The 18,452-nt window shown below is 60.4% G+C and carries 14 protein-coding genes; 2 read left to right on the top strand and 12 right to left on the bottom strand.

The genetic code is table 11. The features are described from left to right. Position 1: 1 nt before the first annotated feature. From pstC to FEU76_RS14230, 4 genes are all read right to left on the bottom strand, one after another. A complete protein-coding gene (pstC, locus tag FEU76_RS14245) occupies positions 2-1,381 on the bottom strand; it encodes a phosphate ABC transporter permease subunit PstC (RefSeq protein WP_039182613.1) in 1,380 nt (459 codons plus the stop codon). 102 nt (positions 1,382-1,483) lie between these two features. Further along, the gene (locus FEU76_RS14240; RefSeq protein WP_039182610.1) at positions 1,484-2,503 is read right to left on the bottom strand and encodes a substrate-binding domain-containing protein; all 1,020 of its coding nucleotides are present in this window, start codon (positions 2,501-2,503) and stop codon (positions 1,484-1,486) included. 168 nt (positions 2,504-2,671) lie between these two features. Continuing rightward, complete coding sequence (locus FEU76_RS14235; RefSeq protein WP_039182659.1) at positions 2,672-3,394, bottom strand: sulfite exporter TauE/SafE family protein; 723 nt, start codon at positions 3,392-3,394, stop codon at positions 2,672-2,674. 32 nt (positions 3,395-3,426) lie between these two features. Then, the gene (locus FEU76_RS14230; RefSeq protein ID WP_144983850.1) at positions 3,427-4,602 is read right to left on the bottom strand and encodes a multidrug effflux MFS transporter; all 1,176 of its coding nucleotides are present in this window, start codon (positions 4,600-4,602) and stop codon (positions 3,427-3,429) included. A gap of 162 nt (positions 4,603-4,764) precedes the next feature. Here FEU76_RS14230 and FEU76_RS14225 point away from each other — a divergent pair, with 162 nt between their 5' ends. Continuing rightward, the gene (locus FEU76_RS14225) at positions 4,765-6,420 is read left to right on the top strand and encodes a methyl-accepting chemotaxis protein (RefSeq protein WP_144983847.1); all 1,656 of its coding nucleotides are present in this window, start codon (positions 4,765-4,767) and stop codon (positions 6,418-6,420) included. A 25-nt stretch (positions 6,421-6,445) separates the two neighbouring features. Continuing rightward, entirely contained in the window at positions 6,446-7,384 is a 939-nt protein-coding gene (gene tal / locus FEU76_RS14220; protein ID WP_144983844.1) for a transaldolase, read from the top strand. Between the two features lie 72 nt (positions 7,385-7,456). Here tal and FEU76_RS14215 read toward each other — a convergent pair whose 3' ends face one another. The 8 genes from FEU76_RS14215 to FEU76_RS14180 form a co-directional block, all read right to left on the bottom strand. Beyond that, complete coding sequence (locus FEU76_RS14215; RefSeq protein ID WP_039182597.1) at positions 7,457-7,972, bottom strand: STAS domain-containing protein; 516 nt, start codon at positions 7,970-7,972, stop codon at positions 7,457-7,459. Then, positions 7,962-9,155, bottom strand: a complete 1,194-nt coding sequence (locus FEU76_RS14210; RefSeq protein ID WP_039182594.1) for a PP2C family protein-serine/threonine phosphatase — start codon at positions 9,153-9,155, stop codon at positions 7,962-7,964. Before FEU76_RS14210 ends, FEU76_RS14215 begins: the two co-directional genes overlap by 11 nt. An 8-nt stretch (positions 9,156-9,163) precedes the next feature. After that, complete coding sequence (locus FEU76_RS14205; RefSeq protein ID WP_039182591.1) at positions 9,164-9,994, bottom strand: MlaA family lipoprotein; 831 nt, start codon at positions 9,992-9,994, stop codon at positions 9,164-9,166. An 84-nt stretch (positions 9,995-10,078) separates the two neighbouring features. Then, positions 10,079-11,203, bottom strand: a complete 1,125-nt coding sequence (locus FEU76_RS14200) for a beta-ketoacyl-ACP synthase III (RefSeq protein ID WP_039182588.1) — start codon at positions 11,201-11,203, stop codon at positions 10,079-10,081. A gap of 11 nt (positions 11,204-11,214) precedes the next feature. Next, positions 11,215-15,246, bottom strand: coding sequence for an ATP-dependent RNA helicase HrpA (gene hrpA / locus FEU76_RS14195; RefSeq protein WP_144983906.1), 4,032 nt, complete (start codon positions 15,244-15,246; stop codon positions 11,215-11,217). Positions 15,247-15,340: 94 nt separating this feature from the next. Further along, positions 15,341-17,011 (bottom strand): AMP-binding protein, encoded by a 1,671-nt coding sequence (locus tag FEU76_RS14190; RefSeq protein ID WP_039182583.1) that lies wholly within the window; start codon positions 17,009-17,011, stop codon positions 15,341-15,343. 195 nt (positions 17,012-17,206) lie between these two features. Further along, positions 17,207-17,992, bottom strand: coding sequence for a class II glutamine amidotransferase (locus FEU76_RS14185; protein ID WP_039182579.1), 786 nt, complete (start codon positions 17,990-17,992; stop codon positions 17,207-17,209). Between the two features lie 28 nt (positions 17,993-18,020). Then, positions 18,021-18,446 carry a hypothetical protein gene (locus FEU76_RS14180; RefSeq protein ID WP_039182577.1) on the bottom strand — a complete coding sequence of 142 codons (426 nt, stop codon included), beginning with the start codon at positions 18,444-18,446 and terminating at the stop codon, positions 18,021-18,023. Positions 18,447-18,452: the final 6 nt, after the last annotated feature.

Raw genomic sequence — 18,452 nt, 5'->3', positions numbered from 1 at the left:
CTTACTCGTATTGCTGGCGGTATTTACGCACCACAACCAGTGCGATGACGTTCAGGCCTAGGGTAATGACGAACAGCGTCAAGCCCAGAGCAAAGGCCACCAGCGACTGTGGGCTGGCAAAATCCATGTCCCCGGTCAACTGGTTGACGATGGTCACGGTGATGGTCGATACCGCCTCGAACGGGTTACCGTGTAGTACCGGGTTATTACCGGCCGCCAACACCACGATCATGGTTTCGCCGATGGCGCGACTGGCCGCCAGCAGAAAGGCACCGACGATACCCGGCAGCGCAGCAGGCAATACCACCTGGCGAATGGTCTCGGACTTGGTTGCCCCCAGCCCCAGCGCACCATCGCGCAGTGACTTGGGCACCTGGGTAATGATGTCGTCAGAGAGTGACGACACGAACGGAATGATCATGATGCCCATCACCAGGCCTGCGGTGAGCGCGCTGGTGGTACGAATATTGATGCCGACCATATCGCCCAGGCTGGAAAGGAAAGGCCCGATGACGATCAAGGCAAAAAAGCCGTACACGATGGTCGGGATACCCGCCAGAATTTCGATGATCGGCTTGGCCACGTTACGCAGCCAGGGGGGCGCGTATTCGGCCATGTAAATCGCCGTCATCAACCCCACGGGGATCGCCACCAGCAAGGCAATGATGCTCACCATCATGGTGCCCCACAGCAGCGGCAACAGGCCAAACTCACCCTGTGCATCGGTTCCCGACGTGCTGAAACGCGGATTCCAGGTCGTGCCCAGGAAGAACTCTGCCGGGCTGATGAAGCTGAAGAACTTCAGCGCTTCGCCCAGCATCGACAACACGATGCCCACCGTGGTGAAAATCGCGATGGCAGAGCAGGAAGCCAGCGCAATGGAGATGACGCGCTCGACATGATTACGCGCCCGCCACTGAGGGGAAATACGGCGCCGGGCAAACACCAGCCCGACCACGGCCACCACGGCCATCAGTGCGATCAGCGTGGTGTTCTGGAAGGTCTGCAGGCGCGCCATGTGTGCGGCCGCGGCCAACTCCTCGGCGCTTCCCCCCCCAGCCACGTTACGTTCATTGGCCAGCGCGGTGATACGCCGTAACAAGGTATTCATTTCACGTTCGCTCATGCCTGCCACCAGCTCGGGAGGCAGTTGCTGAACGACCAGCATGTCAATCAACTGTGGTGCCAACAGCGACCACAATACAAACAGGGCAAGCGCTGGCAGCCCACACCACAGGGCCACCAACGCTCCATAATAACCGGGGCGCGAATGCATTCTGACATCGTGCTCTGCCGCAACCGCGCGACTGCGTGTCAAACCCAAGTGGTAAGCCAAGGCCATTATCACGAGTAGCGTGGCTATCAAGGCAATGTTACTCATTCTCTCTCCGCCCATGATTTCCTACGTTCAAGCGCCAGCACCATTTCCATGATGCCGGCGCAATACCTACCTGATCACCGCTGTGAAGCGATGGCGGCAGTCTTACTCTTCAACGCTTACCACGGTACGGGCCTGGAACTGAGCCAGTGCTTCAGCACGCTCTTCTTCGCTCATCGGGATCAGACCAGCGTCTTCCAGCGGGCTGCCGTAACCAGAGATCATGTCGTTCAGGAAGAACTCGGTGTACTCGGCCAGACCAGGAATCACGTCCAGGTGCTCGCCCTTCACGTAGAAGAACAGCGGACGAGAAACGGGGTATTCGCCAGAACCGATGGTTTCCAGGCTGGGCGTCACGCCATCCACAGTGGCCACTTGCAGGCGGTCACGGTTCTGGTCGTAGAAGCTCAGACCGAAGACGCCAACGGCATCTGCCTGGGCATCCAGACGAGCCAGCGTTTCGGTGTAGTCACCCGCGATCTCGACGATACGGCCATCGCCACGCAGTGAGTTACAGGCATCGCCTTCTACGTTGGCATCGCTTTCACAGCCAGCGTGGATGACTTTCTCTTCGAATACTTCACGGGTGCCGTGGTTGGAAGCCGGAATCACCAGCACGATTTCCTGGTCGGGCAGGCTGCTGTCGATTTCGTTCCAGCGGGTGTAGGGATTGTCGACCAGCTGACCATCTTGTGTGACTTGAGCGGCAGCGGCTTTGAATACGTGCTCAGGCGTCAGAGCGAACTCTTCACGGTCGATACGCGATGCAAACACGATACCGTCGTAGCCGAACATCACTTCGAGGATGTCGTTGACGCCATTTTCGTTACAGTTGGCCACTTCGCCACTGCGGATGGCACGAGAAGAGTTGGCGATGTCGATGGTGTTTTCACCAACGCCCTGACAGAACTGGCGCAGACCGCCACCGGAGCCACCAGAGCCTACCACTGGGGTGTTGAACTGAGAGTAGGTGTTACCAAACTCTTCCGCCACGATGCTGGCAAACGGCAGTACAGTTGAAGAACCTGCAATCTGCACGGTGTCACGAGCAACGGCAGCCGTCGATACGCCGGTAGCCAGTGCGGCAGCAACTACAACACCAAGTGTCTTTTTCGTTACTTTCATCGTCGTGTCCCCTTTGGTTTCATGCCTGGGCTATTCGATTTGAGCCGTTCGGCAATGTTGGCGATTGGCCTTTCACACCGAGGAGTTTGCACAGCGACGATTGCAGAAATATGACAGCGGTAATTTTTTTAGCGAGGAATGTTAACGAAGCGTTGGCCTGGGGCCCTATCACAGCAGCAAGCCCAGCGCCGCCAGCGTACACAGGGCCAATGAACAGCGTTGTAGCAGCACTTTATCCAACCGATGGGCCACCGCATCGGCCAGCGCATTGCCGATCAATACGGCAGGCAGAAACGTCAGCGCCAGCTTGAAATGCCAGATGCTGAGCTGCCCCGCCAGGGCTAGCGTCGCCAGGGTCAGCAGCGAGGTGATGACGAAGAAGGCCGCCAGATTGCCGCGCATGCGATCCGGCGAGAAGCCGTGCATCAACAGCACGATGGGCGGCCCACCAATGGCCGCCACGGTGCCGAAGATGCCCGACAGTACACCGGCCACGAACAGTGTGACGCGATTCACCGGCAAATGAAAACGGCACAGCGTCACGCCTACCGCAAACAGCACGATAGCGGCAATCAGCGTTTCCAGCACGGCCATGGGCGCCGCCAGCAGCAGCCAGATTCCCAGCCCGTTACCCGGCAGCCGCCCCACCAGTGCCACGCTGATCTCGCGCAGATGCACTTCGTGCCAATAGCGCCGCACCATCATCAGTGAAACCGTAAAACCGAACAGCACCAGCACTACCGGCACCAGCCGTGGCTCCAGCATCAGCAACAGCGGTGCCCCGACGACCGCCAGGCCAAACCCCGTAGCACGCTGTACGAAGGCCCCCAGCAGCAGCACGCCGGCACAGGCCAGCCATGTCGCTAGAGAAATTCCCAAGGAGAGCTCCATGGTGAGCGCCAGCCATTCGAGCTCCGCCACGCCTAGACCGCCTGGGTGAGCTTTCTCACCCCGATGTTACCCAGCAGCGCCGCGCCCAGCATGGTCAGCACCATCGGCCAAAGATGCTCTACCTGGAAGAGCCCAACCAGCACACCCGCCAGCGCGCCACAGCTGAACTGAATGCCCCCCAGCAGCGCCGTGGCCGTGGCGCTGATATGGCCGAAATGATCCAGCAGCGACGAGATGGCGTTGGGTGTGATCAGCCCGATCATGCCGGTAAACAGCATCACCAGCGCCACTACGACCGGCAGCGTGGCCAGATCGAAGGCCGTTGCGGCCACCAGTGCCAGCGCGGCACATAGCTGCACCGTCAAGCCAAAGCGCAGGTTCTGCTGGGGTGTGCGCTTGCGCAGCAGGTGGATATTCAGCCGGTTGGAGAGCGCAATCATGACCACGTTGACCCCAAATACCAGCGGGTAAACGCCTGGAGAGAGGGAGAAGTAATCGAGATAAAGAAAGGGCGACGCCGTCACGAAAGCAAACAGACCCGCAAACGAGGCTGCCACGGCGCAAATGTAACCCATGCCCTCTCGGTGGCGCAGCACGCTGGCGTAGTTACCCAGCACCTGACGAGGGGTTGCGGCGGGCAGGCCGGGGTCGCGGGTTTCAGGCAGGCGCGTCCCCAACAGCCAGAGCAAAAAGCCTGCATAGACAGCCAGAAACACAAAGATCAGCCACCAGCCTGCAATATGCAGCAGCAGGCTCCCGACCGCCGGCGCCACCAGCGGTGCCAGCATCATGATCATGGCCATGGTGGACATCACCCTGGCAGCCTCACGCCCGCTGAAACAATCCCGTACGATGGCCGCCGAATTGACCACGCAGGCTCCCCCGCCCAGCGCCTGCACGAACCGCCATGCCAGCAAGGATGTCAGGCTATCGGCGGTGGTGATCATCAAGCTGGCCAGCATGAAGACCACCAGCCCGCTGAGCAGCACAGGTTTGCGCCCCATGCGGTCCGACAGCGGGCCAAAACAGAGCTGCCCCAGCGCAAAGCCGAACAGAAACATGCTGATGGAAAGCTCAGTATGGTGGATGCTGGCATCGATACTTTCCGCCAGCACTCCCATGGCAGGCAGGTAGGCGTCTATTGCAAAAGGGGCCAACGCCGTATTGGCCGCCACCAATAGCGCTACGCGACGCGGATTGAGTTCCATAGATCTCCTTGAAAGCTACGCTGGTTGGCCGCTCGCTGGCCACTTAGATAGGACGCTAATCATACACACAACCCCAGAATCGCGCATCGCCCACTCAGAACTGAAACATTTGCCCATTAAGCTGCCCGTCAAGATTCAAATGACGCTGTCCTGGGGGCCACGATGATACTCAAAAAGCTGGAAAACATTTCGCTACGCAACCTGAGCCTGGCCGCGCTGCTATTGATGGCAGGCTGCCTGCTGATGTTCGCCGCACTGGCCTGGCATATCATGCAGCAGAGCCAGCGTGACCTGGCTTCGCTGGAGCAGGTCAATGTCCAGCAGGCCTCCTCGCTGAATCGGCTGCACATTGCCAGCCTGGAAGGTCTCAATCGCATGGACCGTGCCCTGGAGCGCCAATTGCGTCCGTCGCTCGGGGACCCCATCGCAGCGCTGGAAGCCGTCGAGTATGAATTGAACGAGATGTCCCAGGCGCTTGAAAGCTTCCTGCAGGCCACTCAGGACAGCACCTATTCAGCGTTGCGCGACGCCATTGGTGAGCGCGCCAACCAATTGCTGGCCAGTATGGATGCCCAGCGCAACGCCATTACCACCGGTGACCGCAGCGGCTATCGGCAAATCACCCTGGAAGCCATGAATCATAGCGAGGCCCTGGCAGGCCATGCTCGGGCGTTTTACCAGGTAGCCGATCAGCAGGGTGTCAGCCTGATGCAGGACGCCGAGCAGCGCGCAGGTATGGTGGCCGCTGGGCTGGCGTTGGGCATGGCGGTCTCCCTGGCCCTGATGGGCGCCTTGATCTGGCTGGGCCACTTCCAGTTGCTACAGCCCATCCGCCACTTGATCGGCCACTTTCGTCATATGGCTGAAGGAGACCTGAGTGCCGAGGTTCCGGCCCGTGGCAACAACGAAATCGGCCAGCTCTATGCGGCCCTGGGGGTCATGCAAAACTCCCTGATCGAGACCGTCAAGCAACTGCATGACAACAGCCAGCACGTGTTCCAGAGTGCTCAGCGGCTGGCTCTGGGTAACGAGGACCTGGCCACGCGCACCCATCAGCAAACCACCTCACTGGACAACACGGCCACCAACGTACATACCCTGACCGATAGCGTAGCCCACACCGCCGAGCATGCCCTGAAGGCCAAGGAACTGACCGAACACGCCACGACACAAGCTCAGCAGAGCCACCACACCATGGAAGCCTTTCTGTCGACCATGGAAGAGATCGATGCCCACGCCAAGCAGGTCAATGACATCGTCAACGTCATCAATGGCATTTCGTTCCAGACGAACCTGCTGGCCCTCAACGCGTCGGTGGAAGCGGCCCGTGCGGGCGAACAGGGTCGTGGCTTTGCCGTGGTGGCCGCTGAAGTGCGTTCACTGGCCACCCGCAGCGCAGAAGCTGCCACTCAGATTCGCAGCCTGCTGGCCTCTTCCAATACCAGTATCGAGCGCGGCAACCAGCTTTCCCGAGATGCCAACCAGCAGTTCGAGGAGATGGTCGGCTCGATCTCCACGACTCACCGCCTGATTACCGATATTGCCGAAGCCGCCCACCTGCAGCACCAGAACATCGAAGAGATCAACGAGACCCTGCAGGAGCAGACCCAGGTAACCCAGGCCAATGCGCTTCAGGTGGATGCCACCGCGCAGGACGCCATGTCGCTGGAGTCGGCTGCCGAAGGCATGCGGGAGCAGGCGGCCCGGTTCAGGATCAGCCAGCGGCCGCAGGCCGTCGGCTATCAGTGGCGAGCAGCGGATTCTTCATCATCGTCACCGATCAAGCATACTCAACGCGAGCCAGCCTTGTTAGAGTAACCATGACTCATACAAGGAGCACTGCATGGCCACTAGCCTATTAAGCCAATTGAAAGAGATGACCACCGTGGTGGCCGATACCGGGGATCTGGAAGCCATTCGTCGCTTCCAGCCCGAGGACGCCACCACCAACCCTTCGCTGATTCTTCAGGCGGCCCAGCAGGAGGAGCGCCGCGCTCGCCTGGCCAGTATCGCCAAGGAGAGCACCGACCTGGATGACGCGGTCGATCGGGTGGCAGTGGATATCGGTAGCGAAATCAGCAAGCTGGTTCCCGGTTATGTATCCACCGAGGTCAGCGCGCGTCTCTCTTTCGACAAGGAAGCGACCATCGCCAAGGCTCACTCGCTGATCGAGCGTTATGCCGAGTACGGCGTGGGCCCCGAGCGTATTCTGATCAAGATGGCCTCGACCTGGGAAGGTATTCAGGCCGCTCACCAGCTGGAGCGCGACGGGATTCGTACCAACCTGACCCTGCTGTTCGGCTTTGCCCAGGCCCAAGCCTGCGCCGATGCTGGCGTCACGCTGATCTCGCCTTTCGTGGGGCGGATTCTGGATTGGCACAAGTCGCGTCAGCCTGATGCCGACTTCAGCGGCGCACAGGACCCGGGCGTACAGTCGGTCAAAGGGATTTACGAGTACTACAAAGGCCACGGCTACCCCACCATCGTGATGGGTGCCAGCTTTCGTAACATCGGTGAGATCCAGGCGCTGGCAGGCTGCGACCGCCTGACCATCTCCCCTGCCCTGCTCAAGGAGCTGGACGAGATCGAAGCCGACCTGCCCCGCCAACTCAGCCCCCTAGGCGCCAGCAGCTCACCGGAAGAAGCCTTGGCACAAGCCGATTTTCGCTGGGCAATGAACGAAGACGAGATGGCCACCGACAAGCTGGCCGAAGGGATTCGCAAGTTCATGGCTGACCAGCGCAAGCTGGAAGAGTTGCTGAGCACGCTGAGAAAGGGCTAGGCTACGATTTTTGCGCGCCTGCTCACCAGGCGTCTTTGAACAGCCCTCTGGCGCATCACTGGCCAGAGGGCTTTATTTTGCAGGAGCCCCCTGGGCTTCCAGCATCTCCACCAGCGGCTGAAACTGCTCGCGGTTATGCTCGTTCATGTGCATCAGGATACGGTGCGCTTCCAGAATACGGCCGCGCAGCCCCTCTTCGTCGGCGGGCTCCTCGGGCAGATCTTCCAGTACCGTCTCCAGCGGCGCCGACGGCTGAATCGGTGCCGACATCAGCGTAAAGAAGCGCGCAAAACCCATCACATCCAGCATCTGCCGGACATCCGGATTATCCGCGATGATGGTTGGGGGCTGTTCCAGGCGACCTTTGACGGCCATGGCCACCTTGGCGAGAAAACCCAGCGCCGTCGAGTCGACGTTCGTGGCCTCACGCAGGTCGATCATCACGGCACGCAGGCCTGGCGTTTCCGCTAGACGCTGTGCTTGGGTATCGAGTGTGGCGCAGAGCGTGAGTCTTACATCACCACACAGCTTTAAAACAAAAACACCGGAGTCGAACGCCGCCTTGATGCGGCCCTCTTCAATCAGCATGACCAAATCCGCTCACCATCATGATTGTCAGGTCATCGGGTAAAGCATCGCGGTCCTGGTTCGCCTCATCTTCCTCGTCGCCCCCACTCAGGAGCGAGTTGGTGTTGGCTAGCCGGTCTCGCAGCTGCTCAAGCGTGACACTTTCGCTTACTAGTTGCTCAAGTTCCGTGAGCCGCGTGTCGAGCGTCTTACCCGGCAAGCATTCCAATACACCATCTGAACACAGCCACAACCTGAAGTCGGCTGGCAGCGGACAGCTAAGCGAAGGATACTCCACATCAGGGAAAAGGCCTACAGGCATTCCTTCCCCCGCCAAACGCCTCAGGTTGCCATCCGCCATCAATAGCGGCATGGGAAGCTGGGCGCCGAGCGAATAGTGCAGAGTCTTTTCCTCATGGTCAATAACACCGACAAATAAAGTGGCGTGTTTGCCGATGTCGGTATCCTGAAGTTCACGGTTCAGGGCCGATAACCAGCGGGGCGGCAGCGCCTGAGGGTCCTGGCCGTCCCACTCGTTCAACCAGCGGTTGCAGAGATATTTCAGCAGCACGGTCACGAAGGCCGAGGAGGCCCCGTGGCCGGATACATCGGCAAAATAGAACACGCTGAAGCGGTCGTCGTAGCGCTGGTAGTCGAGAAAATCGCCCGACAGATAGAGCGACGGCGCAAACCAGTAATCGTAATAGACGCCGCTGATCACCTTGGGCCTTGGCGGCAGCAGACGGCGCTGGATATGTCCCCCACTCTGCTGATCCATTCTCAGCAGGGCCAGATGCGTTTCCAGGCTTTCGTTCAGCTCCGCCAGCCGTTGCCGGTCACGATCACGCTCCTGGGCCAGTTGATGCAGCTCGATGGCCTTGCGGATCATCCTGCGCAGCAATTCGGTATGCCTGAGCGGGTGGACGATGTAATCCACCAACCCGGCGTCGATCGCCTTGATCAAATCCGCATCCTGACGGGTATCACTCACGACCAGTGCGGGCAGGCGATGGGCCAGCTGCGACCACTGCTGCCTGGGCACTGCTCTGGCATGGGCAACGATCAGCGCGGTGCCCACCGGCAGATGATCGATATTGTCTGCGGCAAACACCCACATACCATCACAGGTAATCGCCTCGGCCAGCGCATCACGCTCGCTACCGGGCTCATCGATTACCGCGATCAACTGCTTTGCGTGATCCATGTCTAGCCTCAGTCGGCGAAGTCGTCGTCACCAAAGTCGCTATCGTCGAACTCGAAATCGTCCATGGCAAAGGGATCGTCGCCCAGCTCACCATCATTGATCTCGAACTGTCGACGCTGCAAGTAAGCATCGCGAATGAATCGGTAGCGATCCCCACGAATCAGTGACTCCTGATCCAGCAGGCCCGCCCGCAAGTGCACGATATCGAGTGCAGTCAGGCCAGCACGCAGCTGGTGATCGTCCATGTAGGTGATGGGGTGCGCCGCGATATCCAGCGGGAAACCCGACGCATCGCGCAGGGTACGCGGCCCCAGCAGCGGCAACACCAGATAACGTGAATCTTCCCAACCCCATACGGCCAGGGTCTGGCCGAAATCTTCACGCTCGGCGGTGATCTCCATATGCGTCGCGTAATCCAGCAGCCCACCGACCCCTACCGTGGAGTTGATCAGGAAGCGTGACGTGGCCAGCCCCGCATTGGCGGGCTTGCCTTGCAGCAAGCTGTTGATGGCCGTGCGAATTTCCCCCAGGTTCGAGAAAAAATTACCCACGCCAGTCTGCACCGGTTGAGGGGTGATGGTCTTGTATCCCGTGGCCACAGGCTTCAGCGCATAGCGGTCGAGCACGTCATTGAAAGCAAATACGCGCCGATTGAAGCCTTCCCAAGGGTCTTCCGGATGCGCTGACTGCTCAACGACACCCTCTCCGCTCGCGTCGCCGCGCTCCTGGGTAGACGTGCTGGCACATCCACCCATGGTCAACGTGGCCAACAACAGAGCGGGGAGCCAGGGGCGCCACGTCCCAGGCGCCGTGTCTTGCTTGGCAAACAACCTCAGCATGGGGTTTCCTCTTTTCACTTCATCAACGCAACTTCAGGGTGTACAACGCCAACGATTCGCCGCTGACGTACTTATCTCAAGTACTTAGCCTTCCCGGCGAAGGATCACACTTCCCGCGCTGTACCCTGCGCCAAACGAACAGATTACCCCGATATCGCCATCCGACAAGTCTTCGCGATGCAGATGGAAGGCGATGATGGACCCCGCCGAGCTGGTATTGGCATAGCGGTCCAGGATGATCGGTGCCTGCGACACATCGGGCTCCTGGCCCAGCACCTTGCGGGCAATCAGATCGTTCATGTGGCGATTGGCCTGATGCAACCACATACGCGAAAGGTCCTCACCGCTCAACTCCAGGGAGGCCAGGTGCTCGGTGATCAGCTTGGCGACCAGCGGGCAGACTTCCTTGAACACTCGCCTTCCCTCTTGCACGAACAGCTTGTCCAGGGCCAGCGGGTCGCTGTCGGTGACTCGATTGAGAAAACCGGCATTGTTACGAATCGCGTTGGAAAATTGAGTGACCAGGCGTGTCCCCAGAATCGCATAACGCTCCTTGGCCACCGCCACCTCACTGCTTTCCAGTACCATAGCAGTACAAGCATCGCCGAAAATAAAGTGGCTGTCACGGTCTGTAAAATTCAGATGTGCCGAGCAGATCTCCGGATTGACGATCAACGCACGCTTCACCCGCCCCGCGGCAATCGCATTGGCCGCGGTCTCCAGCGCAAACGTGGCGGAGCTGCACGCCACGTTCATGTCAAAGCCGTAGCCCGACGTGCCCAGCGCTTGCTGCACTTCCACGGCCACGGCCGGGTAGGCGCGCTCCAGGTTCGAGCAGGCCACGATGACCAGCTCGATATCCGCCGCCGACACCTTGGCTGACGCCAATGCCTGACGCGCAGCTTCGGTCGCCATCTCACACTGAATCGACGGCTCGTCGTTGGCACGTTGTGGCAGTTTAGGCCGCATTCGCTCAGGGTCAAGAATCCCGGCGGCATCGAGTACGTAACGGCTCTTGATACCCGAGGCCTTCTCGATGAACTCGGTACTCGAATAGGCCAGCGCTGCCCGCTCACCCTGGGCAATGGCCTCGGCATGGCGCGCGTTCTCGCGATCTACCCATGCATTGAAGGCAGCGACCAGCGCTGCATTATCGACCGCGTGTTCCGGCGTATAGAGTCCTGTTCCGGTAATCACTGCCTGTGTCATGCCAACCTCCTTCATTGAATGCCTTGCCCGCGGGTGATCTCTTCCCAACGCTTCTCCAGGCGTTTTGCCGATACCGGCATGTGCGTGCCCAACTGCTGCGCAAACAGCGACACTCTCAATTCCTGTATCCACCAACCGAACGCTACCAGCGTCGGGTCTTCGGCCGCGCCACGGCGCTCGCTCTTGCGCCGTGCGTCAAAGCGCGCTTCGAGGGCTTGGACATCCTGCATCAGCATTTGGTCCCTGCCCCGCTCTCGGGCGGCCTTTTCCAATCGAATCAAGGCGGCTTCCATGTAGCGTGGATACTCCGTGAGCCACTCGTCCGCATCACGAATGAAGCCTGGGTAAACCAGCCGCTGCATCTGCGCACTGACATCGCTATAGACCAGGGCCAGTGCAAAATTAAGTTTCCCTTTCAGAATCTTGCTGACGGCAAGATGGCCTTTCAGCGCCTCTTCGACACGCCCCAGCACGGTCTCGGCATGGGCCACCAGTTGAGGCTGGGTCGTTGCCAGTCGCTCGGCCAGCTCACCGGCAGAACGCGGTAGCGGATGCTGTGCCACGACCTGTGTAAACACCGCCAGCAGCAAATCCTCGACCAGGGCCTGCTTGCTGCCTACCTTGGCGAACAGCAGCGCGCACTTTTCGACCCCAGGTAGCCGTTTGATGGCTTTGACCTGCTCGGGCAGCTTGGCAATGGCCAGCCGCGCCACCCCTTCCTGATGCGCAAACTGCGCCTTGGCGGGATGATCGAACAGGCTGACCTTGAAGTGCCCGCCCTCAGCGACCAAGGCCGGGTAGGCTTCCACGCGAATGCCCGCCTGGGTGGTGACACGAGATTCAGGCAGCGGCGATGCGGGCAGCTCTTCCAGCGTGGGTGCCTGGCTGGCCTGCTCGGCCAGCGCCTGGGCGCCGGCACTGGCGGCTTCCTCGAAGCGCCGCTCCAGGGTACGTACATCACGCCCTTGCCCCAGGGTCTTGCCACCATGATCGACCACCCGCACATTCATGCGCAGGTGGGGCGGCAGCAGGTCGAGGCGCCAGTCGTCGGGGTGAACCCGCGTGCCGGTACGCCGCCGAATGAACTCGCCAAGCGCTTCGGTCAGGGGGCGCTCGTCCGGCACCAGTGTTTCCAGGGCGGCATCGACCCAATCGGGGATAGGCACCACCTGGCGGCGCAGGCTTTTGGGCAGCGACTTGAGTAGCGCAATACACTTCTCGCGCAACAGGCCGGGCACTAGCCAGTCGAGGGCAGTGGCAGGCAGCTGCGGCAGCATCGCCGCGGGCACGGTAAGGGTGACGCCATCGTCCTCGGCATCCGGGTCGAAGTGATAGCTCACCGGATAGGCCACGCCCGCCAGGGTGAGGTGATCCGGGTACTGCGCCTGGGTCACGTCATGGGCATCACGAGCCTTGAGCGCCTCAAGATCGAACTTCAGAAGCTCGGGCTGTTGCTGCTCGGCCTGCTTGCGCCAGTGTTCGAAGCCCTTGCCATTGACGATGTCCGCCGGGATGCGCTCGTCGTAGAAGGCGAACAGGCTCTCTTCGTCCACCAGTATATCGCGCCGTCGGGCACGATCTTCCAGCGCTTCGACCTCTTCGATCAACGCCCGATTATGGGCAAAGAACGCGCCTCGCGTCTGGAATTCGCCTTCGACCAGCGCACGACGAATAAACAGCTCCCGCGACTCCTGGGGTGCAATGGGGCCATAGTGCACCCGGCGCCGCGCAACGATAGGCAGGCCAAACAGGGTCACCTGCTCGAACGCCACCACCTGGGCGCGCTTCATTTCCCAGTGGGGCTCGCTGTAGCTGCTTTTGACCAGATGCTGCGCCTGCGGCTCGATCCACTGGGGGTCGATTTTGGCCACGGTGCGTGCAAACAGCTTGGTGGTTTCGATCAGCTCGAAGGCCATGACCCACTTGGGGCTCTTCTTGGCCAACCCGGAGCCGGGATGGATCATGAATTTGCGGTTGCGAGCGCCCAGGTATTCGCGGTTCTCCAGCAGCGTTCCCAAATTGGACAACAGACCCGACAGCAGCGCCTGGTGCAGCTTGCCAGAAGTTTTACGCCGCGCCTGCTTGGCCTGCTCTTCGCTTTCGTCTTCATCGCGAGGCAGCGGTGGCGGCACCTCGATATCCATGTCACGCAGTAGCTGACGCAGTTGGCGGAACGTATCGTGCCACTCGCGCATGCGCAGATAGTTGATGTAGTGCTCGCGACACCAGCGGCGCAGCTGATTGCCCGAGAGCGCCTCGCGAGCATTCTCGATGCCGTGCCATAGGTTGAGCAAAGCGACGAAGTCGGAATCCGGGTCGTGCCAGCGCTGATGCGCCTGGTCGGCCGCCTGACGCTTGTCGGCAGGCCGCTCTCGCGGGTCCTGAATGGCCAGCGCCGAGACCACCACCAGCACGTCGCGCAGGCTGCCCCGTTCGGCCCCTGCCAGCACCATGCGCGCCAGCCTTGGGTCGATGGGCAGTTTGGCCAGCTTACGGCCCAGCGGGCTCAACTGATGCTTGTCGTCCACCGCACCCAGCTCGAACAGCAGCCGGAAACCATCCTTGATGAAGCGGCCGTCAGGCGGGTCGACAAACGGAAAGTCTTCGATGTGCCCCAGCTTCAGCGCCAGCATGGACAGAATCACCGACGCCAGGTTGGTGCGCTGAATTTCGGGGTCGGTAAACGCCGGGCGAGCCAGAAAGTCGTCTTCATCATATAGCCGAATGCATACCCCTTCGGCCACACGGCCACAGCGCCCCTTGCGCTGGTTGGCGCTGGCCTGGCTGATGGGCTCGATGGGCAGCCGCTGGATCTTGGCACGGTAGCTGTAGCGACTGATACGCACCAGGCCCGGGTCGATGACATAGCGAATTCCCGGTACGGTCAGCGAGGTTTCCGCCACGTTGGTGGCCAGCACGATACGTCGCCCGCGATGGGGGGCGAACACGCGATTTTGCTCTTCGTTGGACAGCCGCGCATAGAGCGGCAAAATGTCGGTGCCTTTCAGGTCGGCACGGCGCAGCGTATCGGCGGTTTCCCGAATGTCACGCTCACCGGGCAGAAACACCAGCACGTCCCGGGGGCCGTGGAGCCAGCCTTTCTGGCGCTCGATGGTCTCGATTTCCTGCACGGCATGAAGAATACCCTCTTGCAGCGTGCGGTCTTCCTCGTCCTCTTCGCTGCGCACCAGCGGGCGATAAAGGACATCCACCGGGTAGGTACGGCCCGAGACTTCGACCACCGGAGCCGGCGCGTCAGGCGTGCCGAAGTGGGCCGCAAAGCGCTCGACGTCGATGGTGGCGGAGGTGATGATCACCTTCAGGTCCGGGCGTTTAGGCAGCAAACGCTTCAGGTAGCCCAGCAGAAAATCGATATTGAGGCTGCGCTCGTGGGCTTCATCGATGATCAGGGTGTCGTAGCGCAACAGCAGCGGGTCGTGCTGGGTTTCGGCCAGCAGAATCCCGTCGGTCATCAGTTTGACCAGCGTCGTGGGCGTGCTCTGGTCATTGAACCGTACCTGATAGCCCACCTGCTCACCCAGTGCCACCTCCAGCTCATCGGCAAGCCTGGATGCCACGCTGCGTGCTGCCAGCCTGCGCGGCTGAGTGTGGCCAATCAGGCCCTGGCGTCCGCGCCCCAGCTCCAGACACATCTTGGGCAACTGGGTGGTTTTACCCGAGCCGGTTTCACCGGCCACGACCACCACCTGGTGCTCCCGAATGGCCGCCAGAATGTCCTCGCGACGCTCGACGACGGGCAGCTCATCGGGGTAGTTCAAGGCAACACGCAAGGCTTCCCGCTGGGCCAGCAGCTGCGTGGCCTTTGCCATGTCGCGGCGCAGCTCGTTGACACCACGGTCGACCGGCTTGTTGTCACGCTGCCGTCGCTTCAAGCCCGACACACGCCGGGCCAGGCGCTCACGGTCGCGAAGCATGACATCACCCAGCGATGCGTCGAGTACCGCCAGCAAAGCAGCAGGATCTTGCGGGGATTCAGTGCGAGAAGAGTGCGTGTCGGTGGTCACGTTAGGCTCGGTTTCCATCTCAGAATAAAACGTCGGCCCACTCATGGAGTGGGCCGACCATTGTACCGCTTTCAATCACGTGACGCCTAACGCCAGCCAATATGGCAATGTATCAGGCCTTGCTGGCTTCCTGGTCGCGCAGCTGGCGACGCAACACTTTACCCACATTGGTCTTGGGCAGCTCATCGCGGAATTCAACGTACTTGGGTACTTTGTAAGCGGTCAGCTCCTTTTTGCACCAGGCGCGCAGCGTCTCGGCATCCAGCTGACTGTTTTTCGACACGACGAAGAGCTTGATGGCTTCGCCGGCGTTTTCATCGGCCACCCCGACGGCAGCCACTTCCAGCACGTCGGGATGCGCGGCCACGACGTCTTCCACTTCGTTGGGATAGACGTTGAAACCGGACACCAGAATCATGTCCTTCTTGCGATCGACGATCTTGATATAGCCATCGTCTTGAAGGATGGCGATGTCACCGGTGTGGAACCAGCCCTGCTCATCGATGGAATTACGCGTTTCGTCTTCACGCTGCCAGTAGCCTTTCATGACCTGAGGCCCTTGCACGCACAGCTCCCCTGGCTCACCAAACGGCACGTCGTTGCCCTCGCTGTCCACCACCTTCACCGCCGTACCTGCCACGGGTTTGCCGATGGTGCCCAGTTGAATGGCGTCGTTGGGGTTGAAGCTGACGATGGGAGAGGTCTCTGTCAGCCCGTAGCCCTCGGCAATCGGGCAGCCGGTGGTCTCTTCCCAGCGCTGAGCGGCTGCCTTGGTCAAGGCCATGCCGCCGGAAATGGTCAGCTTGAGTTTCGAGAAGTCGAGCTGGCGGAAATCATCACGGTTGCACAGGGCATTGAACAGCGTGTTCAAACCAATGAAACCGGTGAACGGCAGCCCTTTCAACTCCTTGACGAAGGCTGGCAAGTCACGAGGATTGGTAATCAGCAGCGAGTGGTTGCCGGTTTCCATCAGGAACAGGCAGTTAACGGTAAACGTGTAGATGTGGTACACCGGCAGCGGCGCAATGACCAGCTCTTCACCGTCGGTCAGATGCTCGCCAATGGCCGAGCGAGCTTGCAACATGTTGGCCACCAGGTTGCGGTGCGTCAGCATTGCCCCTTTGGGCATGCCGGTGGTGCCACCGGTGTACTGCAGCGCGGCCAGATCTTCCTGGGTGCGATCTACCGGGCGATGGGTGAGCGAAGCGCCCTTCTTCAGCGCATCGCGAAAACCAACTGCGCTGGGCAGCGAGTAGGCGGGCACCATTTTCTTGACGTGCTTGACCACGGCATTGATCAGCCAGCGCTTGGGCACGTCATGCAAGTCCCCCAATTGAGTGACCAGCACGTGCTTGATGTCGGTCTTGTCCAGCACCTTCTCGAGCTTGTCGGCCATGTTGGCCAGAATCAGGATGGCCTTGGCGTTTGAGTCCTTGAACTGATGAGCCATTTCACGCTCGGTGTAGAGCGGGTTGGTATTCACCACCACCAGACCAGCACGCAGTGCGCCGAAGACGGCCACCGGGAACTGCAGTACGTTGGGGAGCTGGATGGCGATCCGATCCCCCGGCTCCAGATCGGTTTCATGCTGCAGCCAGGCGGCGAAATCCGCTGACAAGCGGTCCAGGTCGGCAAAGCTGAGCGTCTTGCCCATGCAGGTAAAGGCTGGCTTCTGGGCGAAGCGCTTCACTGCCGAATGGAATACATCGGTGACCGAGTCGTACTGCTCCAACCCTTCAAGCGCTGGGCCGCGTAAAATGGGGGTGCTGGCGTGTTCGCTCATGGGGAATCTCCGCTATCCGTGTCGATGCTGTACCGACCTTGTTATTGTGGCGAGGCTATCAAGTGGTTCATGAACGCCAACGATATACGACGTCCAGCAGACTGTAAAACGAACGATTGAAACTTGCGTTTCAACTTTAGCTTAAAGCCCTTCGACCCTCACCACCGTTCTGGTCATGCCATTTCTTTAGCATAGTCAGGATTTTGGACCATAACGGGCACGGATTTCTCCCCCACGCCATACCAACAGTTCACCTGGCGCCATACGCTGCCAGGCTTCGTTGTGGGTCAGGGGCTCGGTGGCCACCACCGAAACGATATCGTTGGGCGTGGTGTGCTCGACGAAATTGACCGTCATCTCGGCATCCGAGAGCTCCGCCTGCCCAAACGGTGCCCGTCGAGTGATGTGCGCCAGTTTGGTAGAACAGTAGCAATAGAGATAGACACCGTCCGAGAGCAGCAGGTTGAACACCCCCAGCCCGCGCAGCCGTTCGCAGAGCGCATGCAGCCGCTCCCAAAGTGGCTCTGGCGATTCAGGAGGCGAAGGAAAATGGCGCCGCAGCTCGCCCATCAGCCAACAGAAGGCGTGCTCACTGTCGGTACTGCCCACGGGGGTGTAGAGCCCCAGCGGCAGTTGCTGCCAGTCACTCAGTTGACCGTTATGGGCGTAGCACCAGGGCCGCCCCCACATTTCACGAGTAAAAGGGTGCGTATTGGCCAGCCGAACGCCCCCAACGTTGGCCTGACGGATATGGCTGATGACCACGTGCGACTTGATCGGGTAGTCGCATATCAACCGCGCGATAGGCGAATCCACGGAAGGGTGAGGGTCGCGAAACTCGCGATAACCGCCCTCTTCATAGAACGCAATGCCCCAGCCATCGCGGTGGGGCCCCGTACCGCCGCCCCGATGCAGAAAACCCGAAAAGCTGAAGCAGATATCCGTGGGTACATTGGCGCTCATACCCATCAACTCACACATGAAGACGCCTCCCCGGCCAGTTTGGAGATCAACGGATCACCGGCTCACGACGGCGGACAGGCTGAGGCTCTTCGACACTCTGACGGCGTGCAGGGGCTTCTTCGACCGGCATCGGACGCCGCCACCACCACAGCGCAATCCCCACGCAGGCGCCCAGCGCAATGCCCAGAATGGCCCACAGCAGGCCATTGCGCAGGCCACTGGCGCTATGTTCGAAAAACGCCACCGCCGCGACCATGGCCGATGGCGCCCAGCCGGTATAGAACTCACCCTCTTCCACCAGCGGCAAGCGGTAATTGGCCGGCATCCACATGACGCCCGCCACGCCCCAGGTAATGACAAGACGAGGCAGGCGCGGCAACCAGGCCAACGCAAAATAGATGGCCAGCACGACCAGCAGCGAAAGTCCGTAATAACTTAGCCACAGCAGTGACATTGAGTCAGCAAACAGCATAATACC

It is taken from the genome of Halomonas sp. C22, from assembly GCF_007655045.1.
In the GTDB taxonomy this organism is placed as follows: domain Bacteria; phylum Pseudomonadota; class Gammaproteobacteria; order Pseudomonadales; family Halomonadaceae; genus Vreelandella; species Vreelandella hamiltonii.
This window is presented reverse-complemented; position numbering and strand designations above follow the sequence as displayed.

Coding starts and splice junctions, on each gene's coding strand:
- FEU76_RS14215 (WP_039182597.1), bottom strand. CDS start 7,972: ATGCTGATTGAAGAGGGCCGCATCAAGGCGGCGTTCGACTCCGGTGTT.
- FEU76_RS14235 (WP_039182659.1), bottom strand. CDS start 3,394: ATGGAGCTCTCCTTGGGAATTTCTCTAGCGACATGGCTGGCCTGTGCC.
- FEU76_RS14185 (WP_039182579.1), bottom strand. CDS start 17,992: ATGTGTGAGTTGATGGGTATGAGCGCCAATGTACCCACGGATATCTGC.
- FEU76_RS14180 (WP_039182577.1), bottom strand. CDS start 18,446: ATGCTGTTTGCTGACTCAATGTCACTGCTGTGGCTAAGTTATTACGGA.
- FEU76_RS14210 (WP_039182594.1), bottom strand. CDS start 9,155: ATGGATCACGCAAAGCAGTTGATCGCGGTAATCGATGAGCCCGGTAGC.
- hrpA (WP_144983906.1), bottom strand. CDS start 15,246: ATGGAAACCGAGCCTAACGTGACCACCGACACGCACTCTTCTCGCACT.
- FEU76_RS14200 (WP_039182588.1), bottom strand. CDS start 11,203: ATGACACAGGCAGTGATTACCGGAACAGGACTCTATACGCCGGAACAC.
- pstC (WP_039182613.1), bottom strand. CDS start 1,381: ATGAGTAACATTGCCTTGATAGCCACGCTACTCGTGATAATGGCCTTG.
- FEU76_RS14225 (WP_144983847.1), top strand. CDS start 4,765: ATGATACTCAAAAAGCTGGAAAACATTTCGCTACGCAACCTGAGCCTG.
- FEU76_RS14205 (WP_039182591.1), bottom strand. CDS start 9,994: ATGCTGAGGTTGTTTGCCAAGCAAGACACGGCGCCTGGGACGTGGCGC.
- tal (WP_144983844.1), top strand. CDS start 6,446: ATGGCCACTAGCCTATTAAGCCAATTGAAAGAGATGACCACCGTGGTG.
- FEU76_RS14190 (WP_039182583.1), bottom strand. CDS start 17,011: ATGAGCGAACACGCCAGCACCCCCATTTTACGCGGCCCAGCGCTTGAA.
- FEU76_RS14230 (WP_144983850.1), bottom strand. CDS start 4,602: ATGGAACTCAATCCGCGTCGCGTAGCGCTATTGGTGGCGGCCAATACG.
- FEU76_RS14240 (WP_039182610.1), bottom strand. CDS start 2,503: ATGAAAGTAACGAAAAAGACACTTGGTGTTGTAGTTGCTGCCGCACTG.